The sequence below is a fragment of the Nocardiopsis sp. CNT312 genome (genome assembly GCF_000515115.1).
Classification (GTDB): Bacteria; Actinomycetota; Actinomycetes; order Streptosporangiales; family Streptosporangiaceae; genus Nocardiopsis.
In genome coordinates, this window is record NZ_AZXF01000010.1 from 124,895 (window position 1) to 141,179 (window position 16,285).

Annotated in this window: 14 protein-coding genes; all 14 read right to left on the bottom strand. The window is 71.1% G+C overall.

Annotated features, from left to right (window positions below):
- Window positions 1-68 precede the first annotated feature (68 nt).
- Complete coding sequence (locus tag B042_RS0102340) at window positions 69-1,274, bottom strand: hypothetical protein (protein ID WP_028646881.1); 1,206 nt, start codon at window positions 1,272-1,274, stop codon at window positions 69-71.
- Between the two features lie 255 nt (window positions 1,275-1,529).
- On the bottom strand, window positions 1,530-2,852 hold the full coding sequence (locus B042_RS0102345; RefSeq protein WP_028646882.1) for an ammonium transporter: 1,323 nt from the start codon (window positions 2,850-2,852) through the stop codon (window positions 1,530-1,532).
- A gap of 439 nt (window positions 2,853-3,291) precedes the next feature.
- A complete protein-coding gene (ftsY, locus tag B042_RS0102350; RefSeq protein WP_028646883.1) occupies window positions 3,292-4,485 on the bottom strand; it encodes a signal recognition particle-docking protein FtsY in 1,194 nt (397 codons plus the stop codon).
- Window positions 4,486-4,538: 53 nt separating this feature from the next.
- Window positions 4,539-5,546, bottom strand: coding sequence for an iron ABC transporter permease (locus B042_RS0102355; protein WP_028646884.1), 1,008 nt, complete (start codon window positions 5,544-5,546; stop codon window positions 4,539-4,541).
- Between the two features lie 26 nt (window positions 5,547-5,572).
- Entirely contained in the window at window positions 5,573-6,574 is a 1,002-nt protein-coding gene (locus B042_RS0102360) for an ABC transporter substrate-binding protein (protein WP_028646885.1), read from the bottom strand.
- Between the two features lie 291 nt (window positions 6,575-6,865).
- Window positions 6,866-10,414 carry a chromosome segregation protein SMC gene (gene smc / locus B042_RS0102365; protein WP_028646886.1) on the bottom strand — a complete coding sequence of 1,183 codons (3,549 nt, stop codon included), beginning with the start codon at window positions 10,412-10,414 and terminating at the stop codon, window positions 6,866-6,868.
- Window positions 10,415-10,860: 446 nt separating this feature from the next.
- A complete protein-coding gene (locus B042_RS0102370) occupies window positions 10,861-11,052 on the bottom strand; it encodes a hypothetical protein (RefSeq protein WP_028646887.1) in 192 nt (63 codons plus the stop codon).
- A 341-nt stretch (window positions 11,053-11,393) separates the two neighbouring features.
- Window positions 11,394-11,681, bottom strand: coding sequence for an acylphosphatase (locus B042_RS0102375; protein WP_028646888.1), 288 nt, complete (start codon window positions 11,679-11,681; stop codon window positions 11,394-11,396).
- 78 nt (window positions 11,682-11,759) lie between these two features.
- Window positions 11,760-12,608 carry a bifunctional DNA-formamidopyrimidine glycosylase/DNA-(apurinic or apyrimidinic site) lyase gene (mutM, locus tag B042_RS0102380; RefSeq protein WP_028646889.1) on the bottom strand — a complete coding sequence of 283 codons (849 nt, stop codon included), beginning with the start codon at window positions 12,606-12,608 and terminating at the stop codon, window positions 11,760-11,762.
- 1 nt (window position 12,609) lies between these two features.
- Window positions 12,610-13,356, bottom strand: a complete 747-nt coding sequence (gene rnc / locus B042_RS0102385) for a ribonuclease III (protein WP_028646890.1) — start codon at window positions 13,354-13,356, stop codon at window positions 12,610-12,612.
- 282 nt (window positions 13,357-13,638) lie between these two features.
- Window positions 13,639-13,815 carry a 50S ribosomal protein L32 gene (rpmF, locus tag B042_RS0102390; RefSeq protein WP_013151268.1) on the bottom strand — a complete coding sequence of 59 codons (177 nt, stop codon included), beginning with the start codon at window positions 13,813-13,815 and terminating at the stop codon, window positions 13,639-13,641.
- Between the two features lie 303 nt (window positions 13,816-14,118).
- Complete coding sequence (locus B042_RS0102395) at window positions 14,119-14,691, bottom strand: DUF177 domain-containing protein (protein WP_036553683.1); 573 nt, start codon at window positions 14,689-14,691, stop codon at window positions 14,119-14,121.
- Between the two features lie 170 nt (window positions 14,692-14,861).
- On the bottom strand, window positions 14,862-15,350 hold the full coding sequence (gene coaD / locus B042_RS0102400) for a pantetheine-phosphate adenylyltransferase (protein ID WP_028646892.1): 489 nt from the start codon (window positions 15,348-15,350) through the stop codon (window positions 14,862-14,864).
- A 139-nt stretch (window positions 15,351-15,489) separates the two neighbouring features.
- Complete coding sequence (rsmD, locus tag B042_RS0102405; protein ID WP_028646893.1) at window positions 15,490-16,059, bottom strand: 16S rRNA (guanine(966)-N(2))-methyltransferase RsmD; 570 nt, start codon at window positions 16,057-16,059, stop codon at window positions 15,490-15,492.
- Window positions 16,060-16,285 lie beyond the last annotated feature (226 nt).

The following is a 16,285-nucleotide window of genomic DNA, read 5'->3' on the forward strand; positions in this document are numbered from 1 at the left end:
TGGTCTCCCAGATTACCTGCCCGCCCCGGCCCCGCCACCACACGGCGGCGGGCACCCGGGAGGGTGGATCAGTCCTCCGTGGCCTGCCCGGACGGCTCCGCCCCGGTCCCGTCCGTGGCCTCGCCCTCCCCGGCACCGCCCGACAGGGTGGCCTCGCGCTGCTCCTCGATCGCGGCCAGGAGCTCCTCCTGGCGCTCACCGGTCAGGCCCCGTGTGGACAGCCGGGACTCGGCGTTCACGTCGTAGACCTCGTCACCGGTCTCACCAGTGAAACCGTAGTCCACGGAGCACGCCAGTTCCAGGGAGCCCCCGGCCTCCAGGGTTGCGGTCTGGCTGCACTCCTTGTCCCCGAGCTCGTCGTTGCTGAAGTCCACGTCCATGACGACAGTCACGGACCCGCTGCCGGTGCCGCCCTGGTCGTGCACGACCCCGGACCAGGTGCAGTCGGGGCCCTCACCGCAGTTCAGGCTCGGCTGGCCGTCCCAGGTCACGTCGATGCGCGCGTCCCGGGACATCTCCAGCCCCTCCCCGGCGACGGTGCTCAGGCCGTCGTAGAGCTCCTCGACGGCGGCGTCGTCGGCCTCCGCCAAGTCCAGCCGGACCTGCGGTCCGCTCTCGGCCCCCTCGGGGACGAGTTCCTCGATGGCGACGCGCTCGACCTGGCCGGTCTCGGCGTTGATCCACAGCCGGTTGCGCTCGCCCGCCAGGTCCACCCTGTGGGTCAGGACTCCGTCCAGCTTCTCCGTGACCGCCTCCGGCGAGGCGACTTCCATCCCACCGAGGATCTGTGCGAGCGCGGGCGGTGCCAGCGTCGCGGCGGGGTCGATCCATGCCTGTTCCCCGGTGACGCGCACCCACTGCTCCGGGAATTCGTCGGAGTCGGGGCCGAAGACGCCGCGGTCGAGCCAGAAGCCCTCCGGAGCGCGCAGGAAGAGCATGCCGTCGGCTCCGACCAGTTCGCCGTCGAGGTCGTTGGCGCTGACCGTGCCCTGAGCGGCCCCGCCGTCGGCGACGGTGAGGGACACCTCCTGCGGGACCTCTCCAACGGAGGCGGCCACCTGGCCCGTGGTGGTGAGCGCGGGGTAGGCGGCCAGTGCGGTGAGGGCCTCCTCCAGGACCGGGGCGGCGGCCACCGTCTCGGCCTGCTCCCCCTCCCCCTCCCCCTCGTCCGTCCCCGGGGTGCATCCGGCCAGGCCGAGAACGAGGGCTGCACCCGCTGCCGCGCACGCGGCACGGCCGCGTCCGAGGGCCTTGCTGTGACTCACCGGGGCCATGCTGCCTCCTGACCCCGACGCACGGGGCACTGTACGAATACACGTGATTGCTCGGAGCTCGGGGGCCGGAAAGGGCCTCGGGGGCCGTCTCGGTCACACCCGTACCGCGACAGAAAGGTTATCCAACCGCGACGGGTGCCGGTGCCACACCGGTTCGGGACAGCGAACGGGGCCGACGGGGAGTAGTTCCCCGCCGGCCCCTTGGAGCACCTCACCGCGTCAGCGGCGCAAGACCCACTGCCTCAGCGTCGAGGGCTAGGCCTTGGCCTGCGATGAGGCCGTCTCCTCGCCCGGAGGCGTCGACGAGGAGACCGCTTCTTCCTCCAGCTCATCGAGCTCCTCGAAGGCGTAGGCCGACTCGGCGTGCAGCTCGTGGTCCAGGCCGTTGGTCTCCACCTCCTCGGCGATACGGAAGCCGACGACGAGGTCGATGATCTTGGCGATGATCCAGGTGACGACGAAGGAGTAGACGATCGTGGCGACCACGGCGATGAGCTGGACGAGCAGCAGGTTGATGCTGCCGCCGTAGGCGAGGCCGTCGGTGCCGTTGGCCGCGGAGGCGGCCACGAGGCCGATCATCAGCGAACCGATGATGCCGCCGGCCATGTGGATGCCGACCACGTCGAGGGCGTCGTCGTACTTGAACTTGAACTTCCAGCTGATGGCGTAGGCGCAGACGGCACCGGAGGCGAGGCCGACCGCGATGGCGCCGATGGGGGTGACATCGGCGGCCGCCGGGGTGATGGCGACCAGACCGGCGATGGCACCGGAGGCGAAGCCCAGGGCGCTGACCTTGCCGTAGCGCACCTTCTCCACCAGGATCCAGGCGAGGATCGCGGCGGCCGTGGCGACCTGGGTGTTGACCAGGGCCAGGGCGGCGACGGCGTCAGCGGCGTAGGCGGAGCCGGCGTTGAAGCCGAACCAGCCAAACCACAGGAGAGCGGCGCCCAGGAGGACGAACGGCAGGTTGTGGGGGCGCATGGACTCCACACCGAAGCCCTTGCGACGGCCCAGGACGAAGGTCAGGGCCAGGGCCGCAGCACCGGCGTTGATGTGGACAGCGGTACCGCCGGCGAAGTCGATGAGGCCCGCGCCGACGACTTCCTCGAGCAGGCCGAACCAGCCACCGCCCCAGACCCAGTGGGCGACGGGGAAGTAGACCAGCAGCGCCCAGAAAGGAACGAAGAGCAGCCAGGCTCCGAACTTCGCGCGGTCGGCGATGGCGCCGCTGATCAGGGCGACGGTGATGACGGCGAACATCATCTGGAAGCCGGCGTCGACGAGCAGCGGGTAGCCGCCCTCCGCGTCGACCTCGCCGACGATGCTGCTGAGGCCGACCATGTCGAAGCCGCCGATGAAGTAGTTGAGCGCGCCCGGCCCCTCGGCGTAGGTGAGCGAGTGCCCGATGAGAACCCACAGGACGCTGACGATCGCGATGCTCGCGAAGCTCATCAGCATCATGTTGAGAACGCTCTTGGCCCGGGACATGCCGCCGTAGAAGAAGGCCAGGCCCGGGGTCATGAGCATCACCAGCGCGGCGCTGACGAGCAGCCACGTGGTAGTGCCAGTGTCAATCATTTGGTCGCCTCCGATGGGACGGAAGGGGGATGAAAACGTGCGGGCGGCGGTCTAGCGAGCGCGTCATCGGGCCCGTCGCAGCACCACGGAGGCCACTTTCCGACCTGGGTGTTTCTCTCTCTGAGCCGACATGTTTCGTCCACGTAAAAGGACAGACAGAAGTATTAAGGCAGCGTGAAACGATGGCCCAGGTCACATCAACCGTGATGGACGGAACCAGAACACCCATACATCCCAGACTCAGAGTGACAAAACTACTACCGAGGATGAGATCTCACCTCGATAACGAAGCCTCCGTCAGCTCCCGCATCGTCGTGTTCCCGTCATGTTTCCGTTGCATGAAACAGATCACATCGGGGAACAGTGAACTCCCCGGACACACACGGGGACGGGCATGAGCATGGATGCCCGTCCCCGTGTGTCCGCGCACACCGGCTGGTCAGCCGGCAGCCAGGACGGCGTCCACGAAGACCTCCGGGTCGAAGGGGGCGAGGTCGTCGGGGCCCTCTCCCAGACCGACCAGCTTGACGGGCACACCCAGCTCCCGCTGCACCTGGACGATGATGCCGCCCTTGGCGGTGCCGTCCATCTTGGTGAGCGCGATGCCGGTCACGTTGACCACCTCGGCGAACACGCGCGCCTGGCGCAGCCCGTTCTGCCCGGTGGTCGCGTCCAGCACCAGCAGGACCTCGTCCACCCGGCACTTCTTCTCGACGACGCGCTTGACCTTGCCCAGCTCGTCCATCAGGCCGGTCTTGGTGTGCAGCCGCCCGGCGGTGTCGATGATGACGGTGTCCGCCCCGTCCTCGATCCCCGTGGCCACGGCGTCGAAGGCCACGCTCGCCGGGTCCGCGCCCTCCTCCTTGCGCACGACCGGCGCGCCCACCCGGGATCCCCAGGTCTGGAGCTGCTCGCTGGCGGCTGCGCGGAAGGTGTCCGCGGCGCCCAGCACGACGCTGTGGCCGTCACCGACCAGGACGCGGGCGAGCTTGCCCGTCGTAGTGGTCTTGCCGGTGCCGTTGACGCCAACCACCATGATGACGGCGGGCCGGTCGCCGTGCGGGCCGGTGCGCACCGTGCGGTCGGTGTCCGCCCCGATCTGGTCGATGAGCTCCTCGCGCAGCAGCCCGCGCACTTCATCGACCCCGCGCGTGCCGAGCACCTTCACCTTGGTGCGCAGGTGGTCCACGATCTGTGTGGCGGAGGTGACGCCGATGTCCGCCGTGATGAGGGTGTCCTCGATCTCCTCCCAGGTGTCCTCGTCGAGGGTGTCGGATGCCAGGAGGTTGAGCAGCCCCTGTCCCAGGGTGCTCTGCGAGCGGGCGAGCCGGGCGCGCAGCCGCACCATCCGGCCCGCGGAGGGGGGCGGGGTCTCCAGTTCCGGCACCACGGGCGCCTCTTCGGCAGGAGGGGCCTCCTCTGCCGGGGGCGCGTGGGCGGGAGGCGGGACGACCGTTCCCCCACCTGCCTCCGCTTCCTCAGGGGCCGCGGTGGGGCGGTCCTCCGTCTTCGTGGCCCCGGTGTCCTCCTCGTCCCGCGCGCCCGGACGCCGGACCGTCGTGACCAGGAAGAACCCGCCGACCACCAGCAACGCGACGACGAGGGCAAGGGTTGCGATCAAGGTGATGTCCATAGCCCCATCAGTATCCCAGAGCACCCGGTGCGATCGCCGTGACCCACGGCGGATCAGGTGTGCCGGTGGCGCGTCGCGCGCAGGACCACGACGAAGAAGGGGGCGCCCAGGAACGCCGTGACCACGCCGATCGGGAGTTCGGCCGGTGCCACCACGGTCCGTGCCACGATGTCGACCACGATGAGGAAGGCCGCCCCGAACAGGACTCCGCCCGGCAGGATCGCCCGGTAGTCGGCACCCACCAGGCGGCGCACGACGTGCGGGACGACGATCCCGACGAACCCGATCAGCCCGCTCACCGCCACCGCCGCAGCGGTGGCCAGGGACGCCGCGGCGATGACGACGAGCCGCACGGCGCCGGGGCGCAGCCCCAGGCTCACCGCCTTGTCATCGCCCAGGGCGAGCAGGTCCAGTAGGTATCCGCAGGTGAGCAGTACGGCCAGTGAGACCGCCGCGTAGGGCGCGACCAGCCGAACGTCGTCCCATCCGCCGCGGCCCAGGCCGCCCAGCAGCCAGGAGAAGATGCGCTGGAGCTGGTCCACCCCGATCTGCTGGACGAGGGTCTGGGCGGCGGACAGGAAGGAGGACACCGCCACGCCCGCGAGGAGCAGTCCGGCCGTGCCGCCCCCGCCCGCGACGGAGCCGAGGGCGTAGGCGGCGGCCACGCCGAGCAGCGCCCCGGCGAAGGCCGCCACGGGGAGCAAGGCGCGCGGCGATGCGGCGAGGTCCTGACCGAAGACCATGACCAGCGTCGCGCCGAGCCCCGCGCCCGAGGCGGCACCGAGCAGGTAGGGGTCGGCCAGCGGGTTGCGGAAGACGCCCTGGTAGGCGGCGCCCGCCGTGGCCAGTAGGGCACCGACCAGGGCGGCCGCGACCACCCGGGGCAGGCGCAGCTCCACCAGCAGGGCCGCCTGCCGCTCCGTCAGCGGGCTCTCCACGCCGTCCGCCACGAGACTGAGCAGGTGGCGGACGATACCGGCGGCGGAGAGGTCCGCCGCGCCCGCGGAGACCCCCAGGAGGACCGCCGCCGCCAGCACGGCGCATCCTGCCGGGAGCCACACGGACGCCCTCCGCCTCCCTCTCACCTTCAGCCGCCCGCGCTCGCCAGGACCGCGTCGCCGACCTCCTCGGCGAAGTCGACCACGCGCGGGCCCCAGCGGGAGGCGACGTCGGGGTCGAGCAGGACCACACCGCCGCTCCCGACTGCGGCGACGGTGTCGAAGGCGGGCCGTTCGGCCACCTCGGACACGGTGGCCTCGTCCCCGTAGGAGAGGAAGATCAGGTCCGGGTTCTCCTGGACGACGAACTCGGGGGACAGCTGCGGGTAGCCGCCCGTGGTGCCGTCGTCGGCCTCGTCGGCGATGTTGACCAGGCCGAAGGCACGGTAGACCTGTCCGACGAAGGTGTCGGAGGTGGCGGAGTAGAGGGTGTCGTCGAGCTCCTGGTAGAAGGTGAGCCCATGGTCGCCGACCTCCGAGCACACGGTCTCGACCGCCTCGGTGAAGGCGGTCTCGACGCGGTCGGCCTCGGTGTCGGCCTCCTCCGGCAGACCGGTAGCGTCGCCCAGCAGGCGGATCTGGGCGTAGACGTCCTCCAGGTCCGCAGCGGCGCCGATCGTGAGGACGGGGATGCCCACGGCCTCCAGTTGCGGGGCGGTGTCCGCCGCACTGTCGGCCAGGACGACGAGGTCGGGGTCGTACCCGGCGATCGCCTCGACATTGGGGGTGAACCCGCTGAGGTCGGTGGTGGGCACCTCGGCCGGGTGGTCGGAGTACTCGTCGGCCGCCTCGACCAGGTCACCCGCACCGATGGCGAAGAGCATCTCGGTGTGGCTGGGCGAGAGGGAGACGATCCGTTCCGGCGCCCGGTCGAGGGTGACCTCGCCGAGCGCGTCGGTGAGCGTGACGGGGAAGGTTCCGTCGCCGACACCGGGGCGGTCGGTGGCGGGGGCTGGTGCGCCGCAGGCGGCAGCGCTCTCCGCGGTATCCACGGCGGGCTCGGTTCCGGGCCCGGTCTCGGAACCGCCGCAGGCGGTGAGGGCGAGCGCGGCGCCGAGCAGGACGAGGGAAGGTTTGCGCGCGATCCGCACATGTGCTCCTTGGCGAGGCAGGGGGAAGGGGAGCACGGCCCGGGCAGGGACGGCCGGTCCTTCCCACGAGGACGGGTACGTCGGCACCGGCGAGGCGACCTGGCTCGTCCCCGCGGGGCGGGGCGTCACAGTTGCGGGACAGCGCCGGGTTGGGGCGGCGTGGCCGCCGGACCGGACTTCGCTCGTTCGGCACCGTCAGCTCACCGAGGGTGAACCGACCTTTCCACCTTACTCGGCCGCAAAACGCCGCTTCGTCCTCTATGGCTCCTCAGCGCGCGGTCGGCCCCCGGCTCAGCCCCTGCGTTCGATCTTCTGGCTGATCACCTGGGAGATGCCGTCACCCTTCATCGTGACGCCGTAGAGGGCATCGGCCGCCTCCATGGTGCGCTTCTGGTGGGTGATGACGATCAGTTGGGACGAGGCGCGCAACTCCTCGAAGATCACCAGGAGCCGTTGCAGGTTGGTGTCGTCCAGCGCCGCCTCGACCTCGTCCATCACATAGAACGGCGACGGCCGCGCCTTGAAGATCGCCGCCAGGAAGGCCACCGCGGTCAGTGACCGCTCCCCGCCCGACAGCAGGGACAGCCGCTTGACCTTCTTGCCCGGGGGACGGGCCTCCACCTCGATCCCGGTGGTCAGCATGTCCTCCGGTGCGGTGAGCAGCAACCGCCCCTCCCCGCCGGGGAACAGTCGGCCGAAGATCGCCGCGAACTCACGCTCCACGTCCAGGTAGGCGTCCGAGAACACCTCCTGTACCCGGGCGTCCACCTCCTGCACGATGTCCATCAGGTCCCGGCGGGTCTTCTTCAGGTCCTCCAACTGCGCGTTGAGGAAGGAGTGCCGCTCCTCCAGCGCGGCGAACTCCTCCAGCGCCAACGGGTTGATCTTGCCCAACTGGTTGAGCCGCCGCTCGGCAGCCTTGGCCCGTTTGACCTGCACGTCACGGACGTAGGGGAGCGGCACGGCGTCCTCCCCCGCGTCCGCGGCCGGCGGCACCGGCACCCTGGGCCCGTACTCGGCCACCAGTGTGGGCACGTCCACACCCATCTCGTCGACGGCCCTGGCCTCGAACTGCTCCAGACGCATGCGCCGTTCAGCACGGGCCACCTCGCCGCTGTGCGCCGAACTGGTGAGCTTCTCCAACTCCACCGACAGTTCACGCACCCGGGCGCGCACGGTCTTCAGCTCGGCGTCGCGGGCCTCCTTGGCCGACTCGGCGTCGGCCCGCTCGGACTCGGCGGCGGCCAGCGACACGGCGATCCGGCCCAGGGCCAGGCGCGCGCTCTCGGCGACCGCCTCGGAGACGGTGGCCTGCGCGGCGCGGGCCCGGCGACGCTCGGCGGCCTGCGCCGCGGCCCGGCGCTCCTGCTCGGCTTGGGCCCGCAGGGTGTCGGCCCGGCCCGCCAGGGAGCGGGCTCGCTCCTCCGCGGTGCGCACCGCCAGCCGGCGCTCCACCTCGGTGGCGCGGGCGCGCGAGGTCTGGGCGGCCAGGGAGTCTCGGGTGTCGGCGTCGGGAGCGTCCTCCTCGATGGAGGCGGCCATCTCCTCGGCCTCGGCGAGCTCCTCCTCCAGACGGACCAGCTTGGCGGTGTCCTCCTCCAACGCGGTGGCCGCCTTGGCGGCGGAGGAGGCACAGCGCCGCGCCTCCGCCTCGGCCGACCTGGCCTGACCCGAGAGCGTGCCCATCCGCTGCGCGGTCTCGTTGCGCCTGCGCTCCCCCTGGCGGCGGCGGGCGGCGAGCTCGTCCGCCGCCCCGACGAGTTCGGCGCGCTCGTGCTGTTTGGCCTCCAGCGCCACGACGGCCCGTTTGGCCGCCTCGGTGGCCTCCTCCAGCCGCTGCCCCGCCTCGTCCACGGCCGCCTGGACCTCCAGCAGGCTGGGCGCGGCCGCCGATCCTCCGTAGACGAACGCGGCACCGAACACGTCGCCTTCCGGTGTGACCGCACGCACACCGGGCAGCGCGGCGACCAGGCGTCGGGCTCCGTCGGCGTCCGCGGCCAGGGCGGTCCGGTCGAGCAGGGCGGTGACCGCCCCCTCCAGGTGGTCGGGTGCGGTCACCGCGTCGACCGCGTAGCGCACCCCTGCGGGCAGTTCGGGCCACTCGCTCCGGGCGTGTGCGGGCACGGCTCCGGCGATCACGACGCCCGCCCTGCCCGCGTCCCGTGCGCGCAACAGCGCGACAGCGGCCAGTGCGGTCTCCGGGGTGTCCACGGCCACGGCACCCGCAGCCAGTCCGAAGGCGGCGGCGACGGCGGTCTCGCGGCCGGGTTCGACCTGGACCAGTGCGGACACTGCGCCCAGCAGGCCGGACGGCCCCTCCTCCAGGAGGGCAGCGGCTCCGTCCTTGTGCGCCAGGCCCAGTTCGAGCGCCTCCTTGCGGGCGACCAGCGCGGTGCGCTCCGCCTCCGCCCCGCGCTCCGCGTCGCGCAGAGCGCCGAGTTCGGCGTCGACCGCGGCCAGGGCCTGGGCGGCGCGCTCCTGCTCCGTGTCGAGTTCGGCGTCGCCCTCGTCCAGCCCCGCGGACTCCTGCGACGCCGTCTCGTACTCGGCGCGGGCCTCGGCCGCGTGTTCGGCGGCCTGCCTGGCGGCCTCCTCCAGGCGGACGGCCTCCTCCCGTCCCTCCCCCAAACGGGCGCTCAGGTTCTCCACCCGCACCCCCAGACGCACGATCCCCTCGCGGCGTTCGGCGGCGGCCCGCGCGGCGGCCTCCAGGCGGCGCTCCTCACGGTGCAGGGCGTCCTCTGCGGCGGCCCGTTCCCCGACGGTGGTCTCCAGAGCCTCCCGGGCCTCCTCCAGGCGGGCGAGCAGCTCCTCCTCCTGGGCGGCGGCCTCGTCGGCCTCCGCCTCCAGCTCGTCGGGGTCGCGGCGGTTCACGGGTTCTTCGGCGGCCGAGGTGAGCAGGTTGCGGCGGCGCTCGTCGGCCAGGCCCCGGACTGCGTCGAGGCGCTCGGTGAGGCGTGACAGGGCATGGTAGGTCTCGGAAGCCCGGGTCAGGACGGGGGCGGCCTCGGCTGCCTGGGACTCCAGGGAGTTCTCCCGCTCCTGGGCCTGGGCGAGGGCCTCCTCCGCGGCCCGGCGGCGCTGGCGCACCTCCTTCTCGTCCGCTTCCTCCTGGGCCAGCCGCTCGGTGAGGCCCACGATGTCGTCGGCCAGCAGGCGCAGGCGGGCGTCGCGCAGGTCGGCCTGGATGACGGCGGCCCTTCTGGCGAGTTCGGCCTGGCGGCCCAGGGGCTTGAGCTGGCGGCGCAACTCCACCGTGAGGTCCGTGACGCGGTCCAGGTTGCCCTGCATCGCGTTGAGCTTGCGGATCGCCTTCTCTTTGCGTTTGCGGTGTTTGAGGATGCCGGCCGCCTCCTCGATGAGGGCGCGGCGCTCCTCGGGGCCGGCGTGCAGGACGGTATCAAGCTGTCCCTGGCCGACGATGACGTGCATCTCCCGGCCGATGCCGGAGTCGCTCAGCAGTTCCTGGAGGTCGAGGAGTCGGCAGGTGTCGCCGTTGATCGCGTACTCGGATCCGCCGTTGCGGAACATCGTCCGTTTGAGGGTGACCTCGGTGTAGTCGATCGGCAGGGCGCCGTCGGAGTTGTCGATGGTCAGGCTGACCTCGGCGCGGCCCAGGGCCTGGCGGGTGGAGGTGCCCGCGAAGATGACGTCCTCCATCTTGCCGCCGCGCAGGGACTTGGCGCCCTGCTCGCCCATCACCCAGGAGAGGGCGTCCACGACGTTGGACTTGCCGGACCCGTTCGGACCCACCACACAGGTGATCCCGGGTTCGAAGCGCAGCGCGGTGGCCGAGGCGAACGACTTGAAACCACGCAGCGTCAGGCTCTTCAGGTACACCCACACCTCCCACACCGGCCGCCGTACCCAGCCGAACACACAGGCGGACGGGCCGTCTGCTGTTCATGTATACGCTGCCGGGCGTTCGGCTGGCCACCCAAGGGTGCCACGAAGCCGGAGGTGAGCGGCGCGATTCGCGCCGAGAGGGCCGGCCCACGGTTCCGGCGGGTGAGGGGGATGGCCGGCGGACACCGAAGGATTGCGACGCGGCCCGCCGGGTACAACAGTCGTTAAATAAGCCGCAAAGGAAAAAGAAAAGAGTGCGGAGAAGGGCCACCTCGCGGCGCGGAGGCCTTCTCGGGTCCGGTGGGACGCCGGGGCGCGGATCCGCGGCGATGGGTGAGAACCCCTCAGGGACGCCTGTGGTGGTGCGTACGGCGTCCCGTCAGTGGTTCACACGCGGCGCCCTGCGTCCGAACGGAGCTCGGTGGGCTCGACAGCGCTGGTCAGGCGAGCGCGGGCTCGCGGTCGGTCGCGTTGGCGGCGACGTCGGTTACGGCCATGCTGAGCTGGTCGTTGCGGGCCTGGAGACGGCTGATCTCGTCCTCGAGGTCGCGCACTCGGTTCTGAAGTCGTCGCATCTCCTGGACCATACGAGGGTCGGAGCCGCCGACGTGGCCAAACAGAGCCTTCGCCATGATGTGGGTCCTCCACACTGAGTGACCAGTGGTAACGTGCGCGCGCAAGACCCCGCAGCACTCGGCTGGTGCCCGGTTCCACGGGTGGAAATCATGCGCGATGTGCCTTCAAGAGTCTCACTCCGCGCACCGCTGGTCAAGATTGGATTACGACAGTCGCCGGCCACCGTGCTCCGGACCGAAGAGACCCGGGCACGTGAGGCCGCACGATCCGAACATGATCCGCCCCCTGTGCTGCGCGCCCTTGCAGGACACGCGCGGAGCGGACAGATCCGCCGCCGACGGCCCCGTGGACCCCTGATCGGACGGCAGGCCCGAATCGCGTTACGTCACAAGCATACTCACCGCTCGACGAATCCGGTGAACGTCCCCCCAGGAGAAGCCCAACGTTCCACCACGGAGTCCACCCTTCCCGGTGCCAGACCGCCCTTCAGGTGCTCCAGGAGCCGTTCGCAGTCTCCCCTCGACCCTTCGGCGACCACCTCGACCCGGCCGTCGGCGAGGTTGGTCGCCGCGCCCGTGAGCCCCAGTTCCAACGCTCGGGACCGCGTCCACCAGCGAAAACCCACGCCCTGAACCCGGCCGCGCACCCACGCGGTGAGCCGGACGGCTTCGGTGCCGCTCTCCACGACCAACCTCTTCCCTTACCTCAAAGAGACACATTCCTCACCAACACCTGGAAAACCGCCGATCGAAGCACCGGCCCCTCACGGAACGCGCGGCGGCTGGCATCGGGGACAACTGAACGATGAGCGGTTCATGAACGACTCCCGGACGATGAGCGCACCGCAGCGCCCGCAGGGCCGGTCGCGGCGGCCGTAGGCGTTCAGTCCGCGCTCGAAGTAGCCGCTGCGTCCGTTGACGTCGACGTAGAGGCCGTCGAAGGTGGTCCCGCCGACCTCCAGTGCCTCGTTCATCACCTCGCGCACGTGCCCCAGCAGTTCCATGGCCCGGTCCCGGGAAAGCTCCCGCGTGGGGGCGGACCAGTGCAGCCGCGACCGCCACAGCGCCTCATCGGCGTAGATGTTGCCCACACCGCTGACGAGCGACTGGTCCAGCAGTGCCCGCTTGACCTCGGTCCGCCGCGCGCGCAGGGCGTGGACGAACTCCTCGGCCGCGAAGGCGCCGTCCAGGGGGTCGAGGGCGATGTGGTCCACGGAGGACGGCACGTCCGCGCGCTCACCGGGCACGTCCACCCGCACGTGTCCGAAGGTGCGCTGGTCGACGAAGCGCACCTCGTTACCGCAGGACAGGGGGAAGCGCACCCTCAGGTGCCGCTCGTCGGGTTTTCCCGCGGGCTGGACCAGCATCTGCCCGCTCATCCCCAGGTGCGCCAGCAGCATCTCACCGCTATCCAGCACCAGCCACAGGTACTTGCCGCGTCGGCACGCGGCCGTGGCCACCCTGCCGCGGAGGCGGGCGGTGAAGTCGACGGCCCCCGGCACGTGGCGGCGCACCGACCTGGGGTGCAGGACCTCGGCCTCACCGATGGTCCTGCCCAGCATGTGCTCGGCCAGGCCCCGGCGCACGACCTCGACCTCGGGGAGTTCGGGCACGTCAGCTCCGTTTCCGTCCCTGCTCGCCAGCGGCCTCCGCAGCGGCGTCAGTCTTCGCTCGGATGGCCTTCCACGCGGCCTCGGCCGCCTGCTGCTCGGCCTCCTTCTTGCTGCGCCCCTCGCCCAGCCCGTAGCTCTCCCCGGCGACCCTAACCGTCGCCCGGAAGGTCTTCTGGTGGTCGGGGCCGCTCTCGTCGACGTGGTACTCGGGCACACCCAGCAGTTCGGCCGCGGTCAGCTCCTGGAGGGAGGTCTTCCAGTCGAGTCCCGCACCCAGGCCGGAGGCGGTGGCGATGAGCGGGTCGAAGAGCCGGTGGACGAACTCGGAGGCGACGTCGAGGCCGCGGTCCAGGTAGACGGCGCCGATGATGGCCTCAAGCGTGTCCGCGAGGATCGAGGACTTGTCGCGCCCTCCGGTGCCCTCCTCGCCCCGGCCGAGCCGGATGAAGGAGCCGATGCCCAGGCCGCGGGCCACGTCGGCCAGGGCCCGCATGTTGACGACGGCGGCGCGGAGCTTGGCCAACTGGCCCTCCGGCAAATCCGGATGCTTGCGGAAGAGGGTGTCGGTCACCACCAGGCCGAGCACCGAGTCGCCGAGGAACTCCAGGCGCTCGTTGGTGGGCAGCCCGCCCTTCTCGTAGGCGTAGGAGCGGTGGGTCAGCGCCCGGAGTGCGATGGCGGGGTCGACCTCGACCCCGACGGCCTTGTGGAACGATGCGGTCTCGGCCGCGGAGAGTTGACTTGCCACTCGGGCCTCTTCCCTGTTCGGACGTGCCTCTCGGGCACGTGGTTCGGGTCCCCCTGACCGGTACGGGTGCTCGAAAACGAGGTGCTCGTCGCGGGAGCCGCGCTCCCCCGGCAACCACCACGAACTCGGGAACCCGTGCGGGCGCGGGTCACTGGTCGGGACGGTGTGGGCCACTCACTCTACAAAGCGGGCCGCGACAACACGTCGGGGCGGACCCGCTCGACGGGTCCGCCCCAAGGCGGTTCAAGAATCGGGCACCGTGCCCGAAGCCCGGCATGAGCCTTACGCCGGGTTGGTGACCTGACGGTTGTTGTAGGTGCCACAGGTCGGGCACGCGATGTGGGGCTGCTTCGGGTCACGGCAGCGCGGGCAGTTGACCAGCACCGGGCGCGACGCCTTCCACTGGGAACGGCGGGTCCGGGTGTTGCTCCGCGACATCTTCCGCTTCGGGACGGCCACTTCAATCCTCCTGGGTCACCCCCGCGGTCGCGGGAGGTCACTTATCTGGTCACCGCTCGCCGACACCCCGCAGGTGCCGACGTATCGCACCATTCCTGGGCGAAAGTCCCGTACCCACCCGACGAGGTGGGCCATGGGTGCACGCTTCGGTGCGCGGGCCACCCGGCTGGGTCTGGCCTCACACCCGCTCCACGTGCGGTCTTCCGTCTCCGGGGCGCTCCCGGCGACGCCGGGCCCGAACCCGGACCACCAAGCGTGTTTCACCTGCCGCCGCAGGGGTCAGACACCCGACCGGCCACGGGATCACCGCTCTCCGGGGTCCTCCGCGAGAGTGCGCAGGGCCTCCCAGCGCGGGTCGATCCGCTCGCCGTGCCCGTGCTCGGGACCGGCGTCGGCGATCTTGGCCCCGCAGTCCGCGCACAGACCGGGACAGTCCGGTTCGCACAGCGGCGAGAGCGGGAGCGTGAGCACGACCGCGTCCCTGACCACGGGACCGAGGTCGAGCAGGTCGCCCTCTAGATAGTAATCCTCATCCTCGTCGGACGCGTCCCCGCCGGATTCGGCGGCCTCCGCACTCTCGTCCGAGTACCTGTACAGCTCCTGGAACTCGGCCTCGAAGTCCTCGGAGAGGGGGTCGAGGCAGCGGGAGCACTCCGCGGTGACCCGGCCGCCCGCGGTACCGGTGACCAGGACGCCCTCCATCACCGCCTCCAGCCGGAGGTCGAGTGCGATCTCACTGCCCTCGGGCACGCTGGCCATCGCCGTGGAGTAGGCCTCCGGCGCGGCCACGAGGCGATCGACGGTTCGCATCGACCCCGGCTGGCGTCCCAGCGGACGGGTGTCGACCACGAAGGGGTCACGAGGTTCTAGGGTCATCGCGCTTTCACGAGAGTTGTGGGAGCAGCCGGCGCGGCGTGTGCGACGGCGGCGCCTGGCGGCCTCGCCGCGGACGCCGGGACCGGCGACGCTCAGGGTCGAACCACGATTCTACCTACCATGGAGCCGACCACCCAAATCAGCCGCCCGGGAGACGGGACCGCGCTCTCCTACGCGTCCCTGCGCTCGTCGAACTTCTCCCGGAGGCGATCTTCCACGTAGGGGGTGACCAGGCTGGAGACGTCCCCGCCGTGTTGGGCGATCTCGCGCACCAGGCTGGAGGAGAGGAACGAGTACCGCGGGTTCGCGGTCATGAAGACGGTCTCCACCCCCGAGAGCCGGTAGTTCATCTGCGCGATCTGCAACTCGTAGTCGAAGTCGCTGACCGAGCGCAGGCTGCGCACGATGGTCTCGATGCCGTTCACCCGGCAGAAGTCCACGAGGAGGCCGTCGAACTCTCTGACGCGGACGTTGTCGAACTCGGCGGTGGTCTGCCGGAGCATGTCCAGTTTCTCCGGGACGGTGAAGAGCCCGCGTTTGTTGACGTTGTTCAGAACCGCGGCGACGACCTCGTCGTACTGTTTGGCGGCTCTGCCGATGATGTCGATGTGACCGAAGGTGACCGGGTCGAAGGAGCCCGGGCAGACGACACGGCGCACGGTGGATCGCCCCTCTCAGGAGTCGTTCGGGTACCGCGATCGTAGGGGGTGCCTTTCACCTCAATCCCGGCAACTCCCATAAAAGGACCTGATAACCCGACGAACAGCCGATATACCCCATCAAGGCCGTCACTGAACGTTACCCGGCGGCGGGACGCGCGTACCAGAGCACGGCCTCCCCGTACCCCCGCTTGCGGTCGAACTCCAGCCCCTCGGGCCAGGGCGGCGCTGCCCCGCGTTTGGAGCGTTCGACCACGACCACGGCATCACGCGCCAGCCAGCCGCGCTCGACCAGATCGGCCAGGACCGCGGCCACGGTGTCGTCGGTGACGGCGTAGGGCGGGTCGGCGAACACCAGGTCGTAGGGCTCCTCCGGGTTGCCCCCCGCGAGCACGCGCTCGACCCGGTCGGCCGCCAGGCGCGCTCCGGGCAGCCCCAACAACGCGATGTTGCCCCGCACGACCCGAGCGGCCCTGGTATCGGCCTCCACGAGCAGGGCGTGTGCCGCCCCCCGCGACAGCGCCTCCAGCCCGACCGCTCCGGACCCCGCGTACAGGTCCAGGACGCGAGTGCCTTCGAGGTCGCCCAGATCGGACCGGACCGAGGCGAAGAGGGCCTCGCGGGCCCGGTCGCTGGTGGGGCGGGTGGTACGGCCGTCGGGGGCCTCGATACGCCGCCCGCCAACCGCCCCGGAGATGATGCGCGTCATGCCCCCACCGTAGCCCGAGCGACGTTCCGAGCCCCACCCGCCTGGCTCCAGGCCACGGCCGGAAGCAGAGCGAGGGTGCCGCCGGCGTCCGCGTGAGGAGTCTCCCCCGCGGCGAGGAACGAGCCGGGAGGGACCGCGCTGCAGGCGTCGGTTGAGGGTGCTGGCGGGCTGGCGGGCTGGCGGGCTGGCGGGCTGGCGGGCTGGCGACGAAGACGCCGGCCTCGGG

What these genes read in the sequence shown, in the direction of transcription:
- B042_RS0102370 (WP_028646887.1), bottom strand. Translation starts at nt 11,052, where the DNA reads ATGGCGAAGGCTCTGTTTGGCCACGTCGGCGGCTCCGACCCTCGTATG.
- B042_RS0102340 (WP_028646881.1), bottom strand. Translation starts at nt 1,274, where the DNA reads ATGGCCCCGGTGAGTCACAGCAAGGCCCTCGGACGCGGCCGTGCCGCG.
- ftsY (WP_028646883.1), bottom strand. Translation starts at nt 4,485, where the DNA reads ATGGACATCACCTTGATCGCAACCCTTGCCCTCGTCGTCGCGTTGCTG.
- rsmD (WP_028646893.1), bottom strand. Translation starts at nt 16,059, where the DNA reads ATGACGCGCATCATCTCCGGGGCGGTTGGCGGGCGGCGTATCGAGGCC.
- B042_RS0102395 (WP_036553683.1), bottom strand. Translation starts at nt 14,691, where the DNA reads ATGACCCTAGAACCTCGTGACCCCTTCGTGGTCGACACCCGTCCGCTG.
- B042_RS0102345 (WP_028646882.1), bottom strand. Translation starts at nt 2,852, where the DNA reads ATGATTGACACTGGCACTACCACGTGGCTGCTCGTCAGCGCCGCGCTG.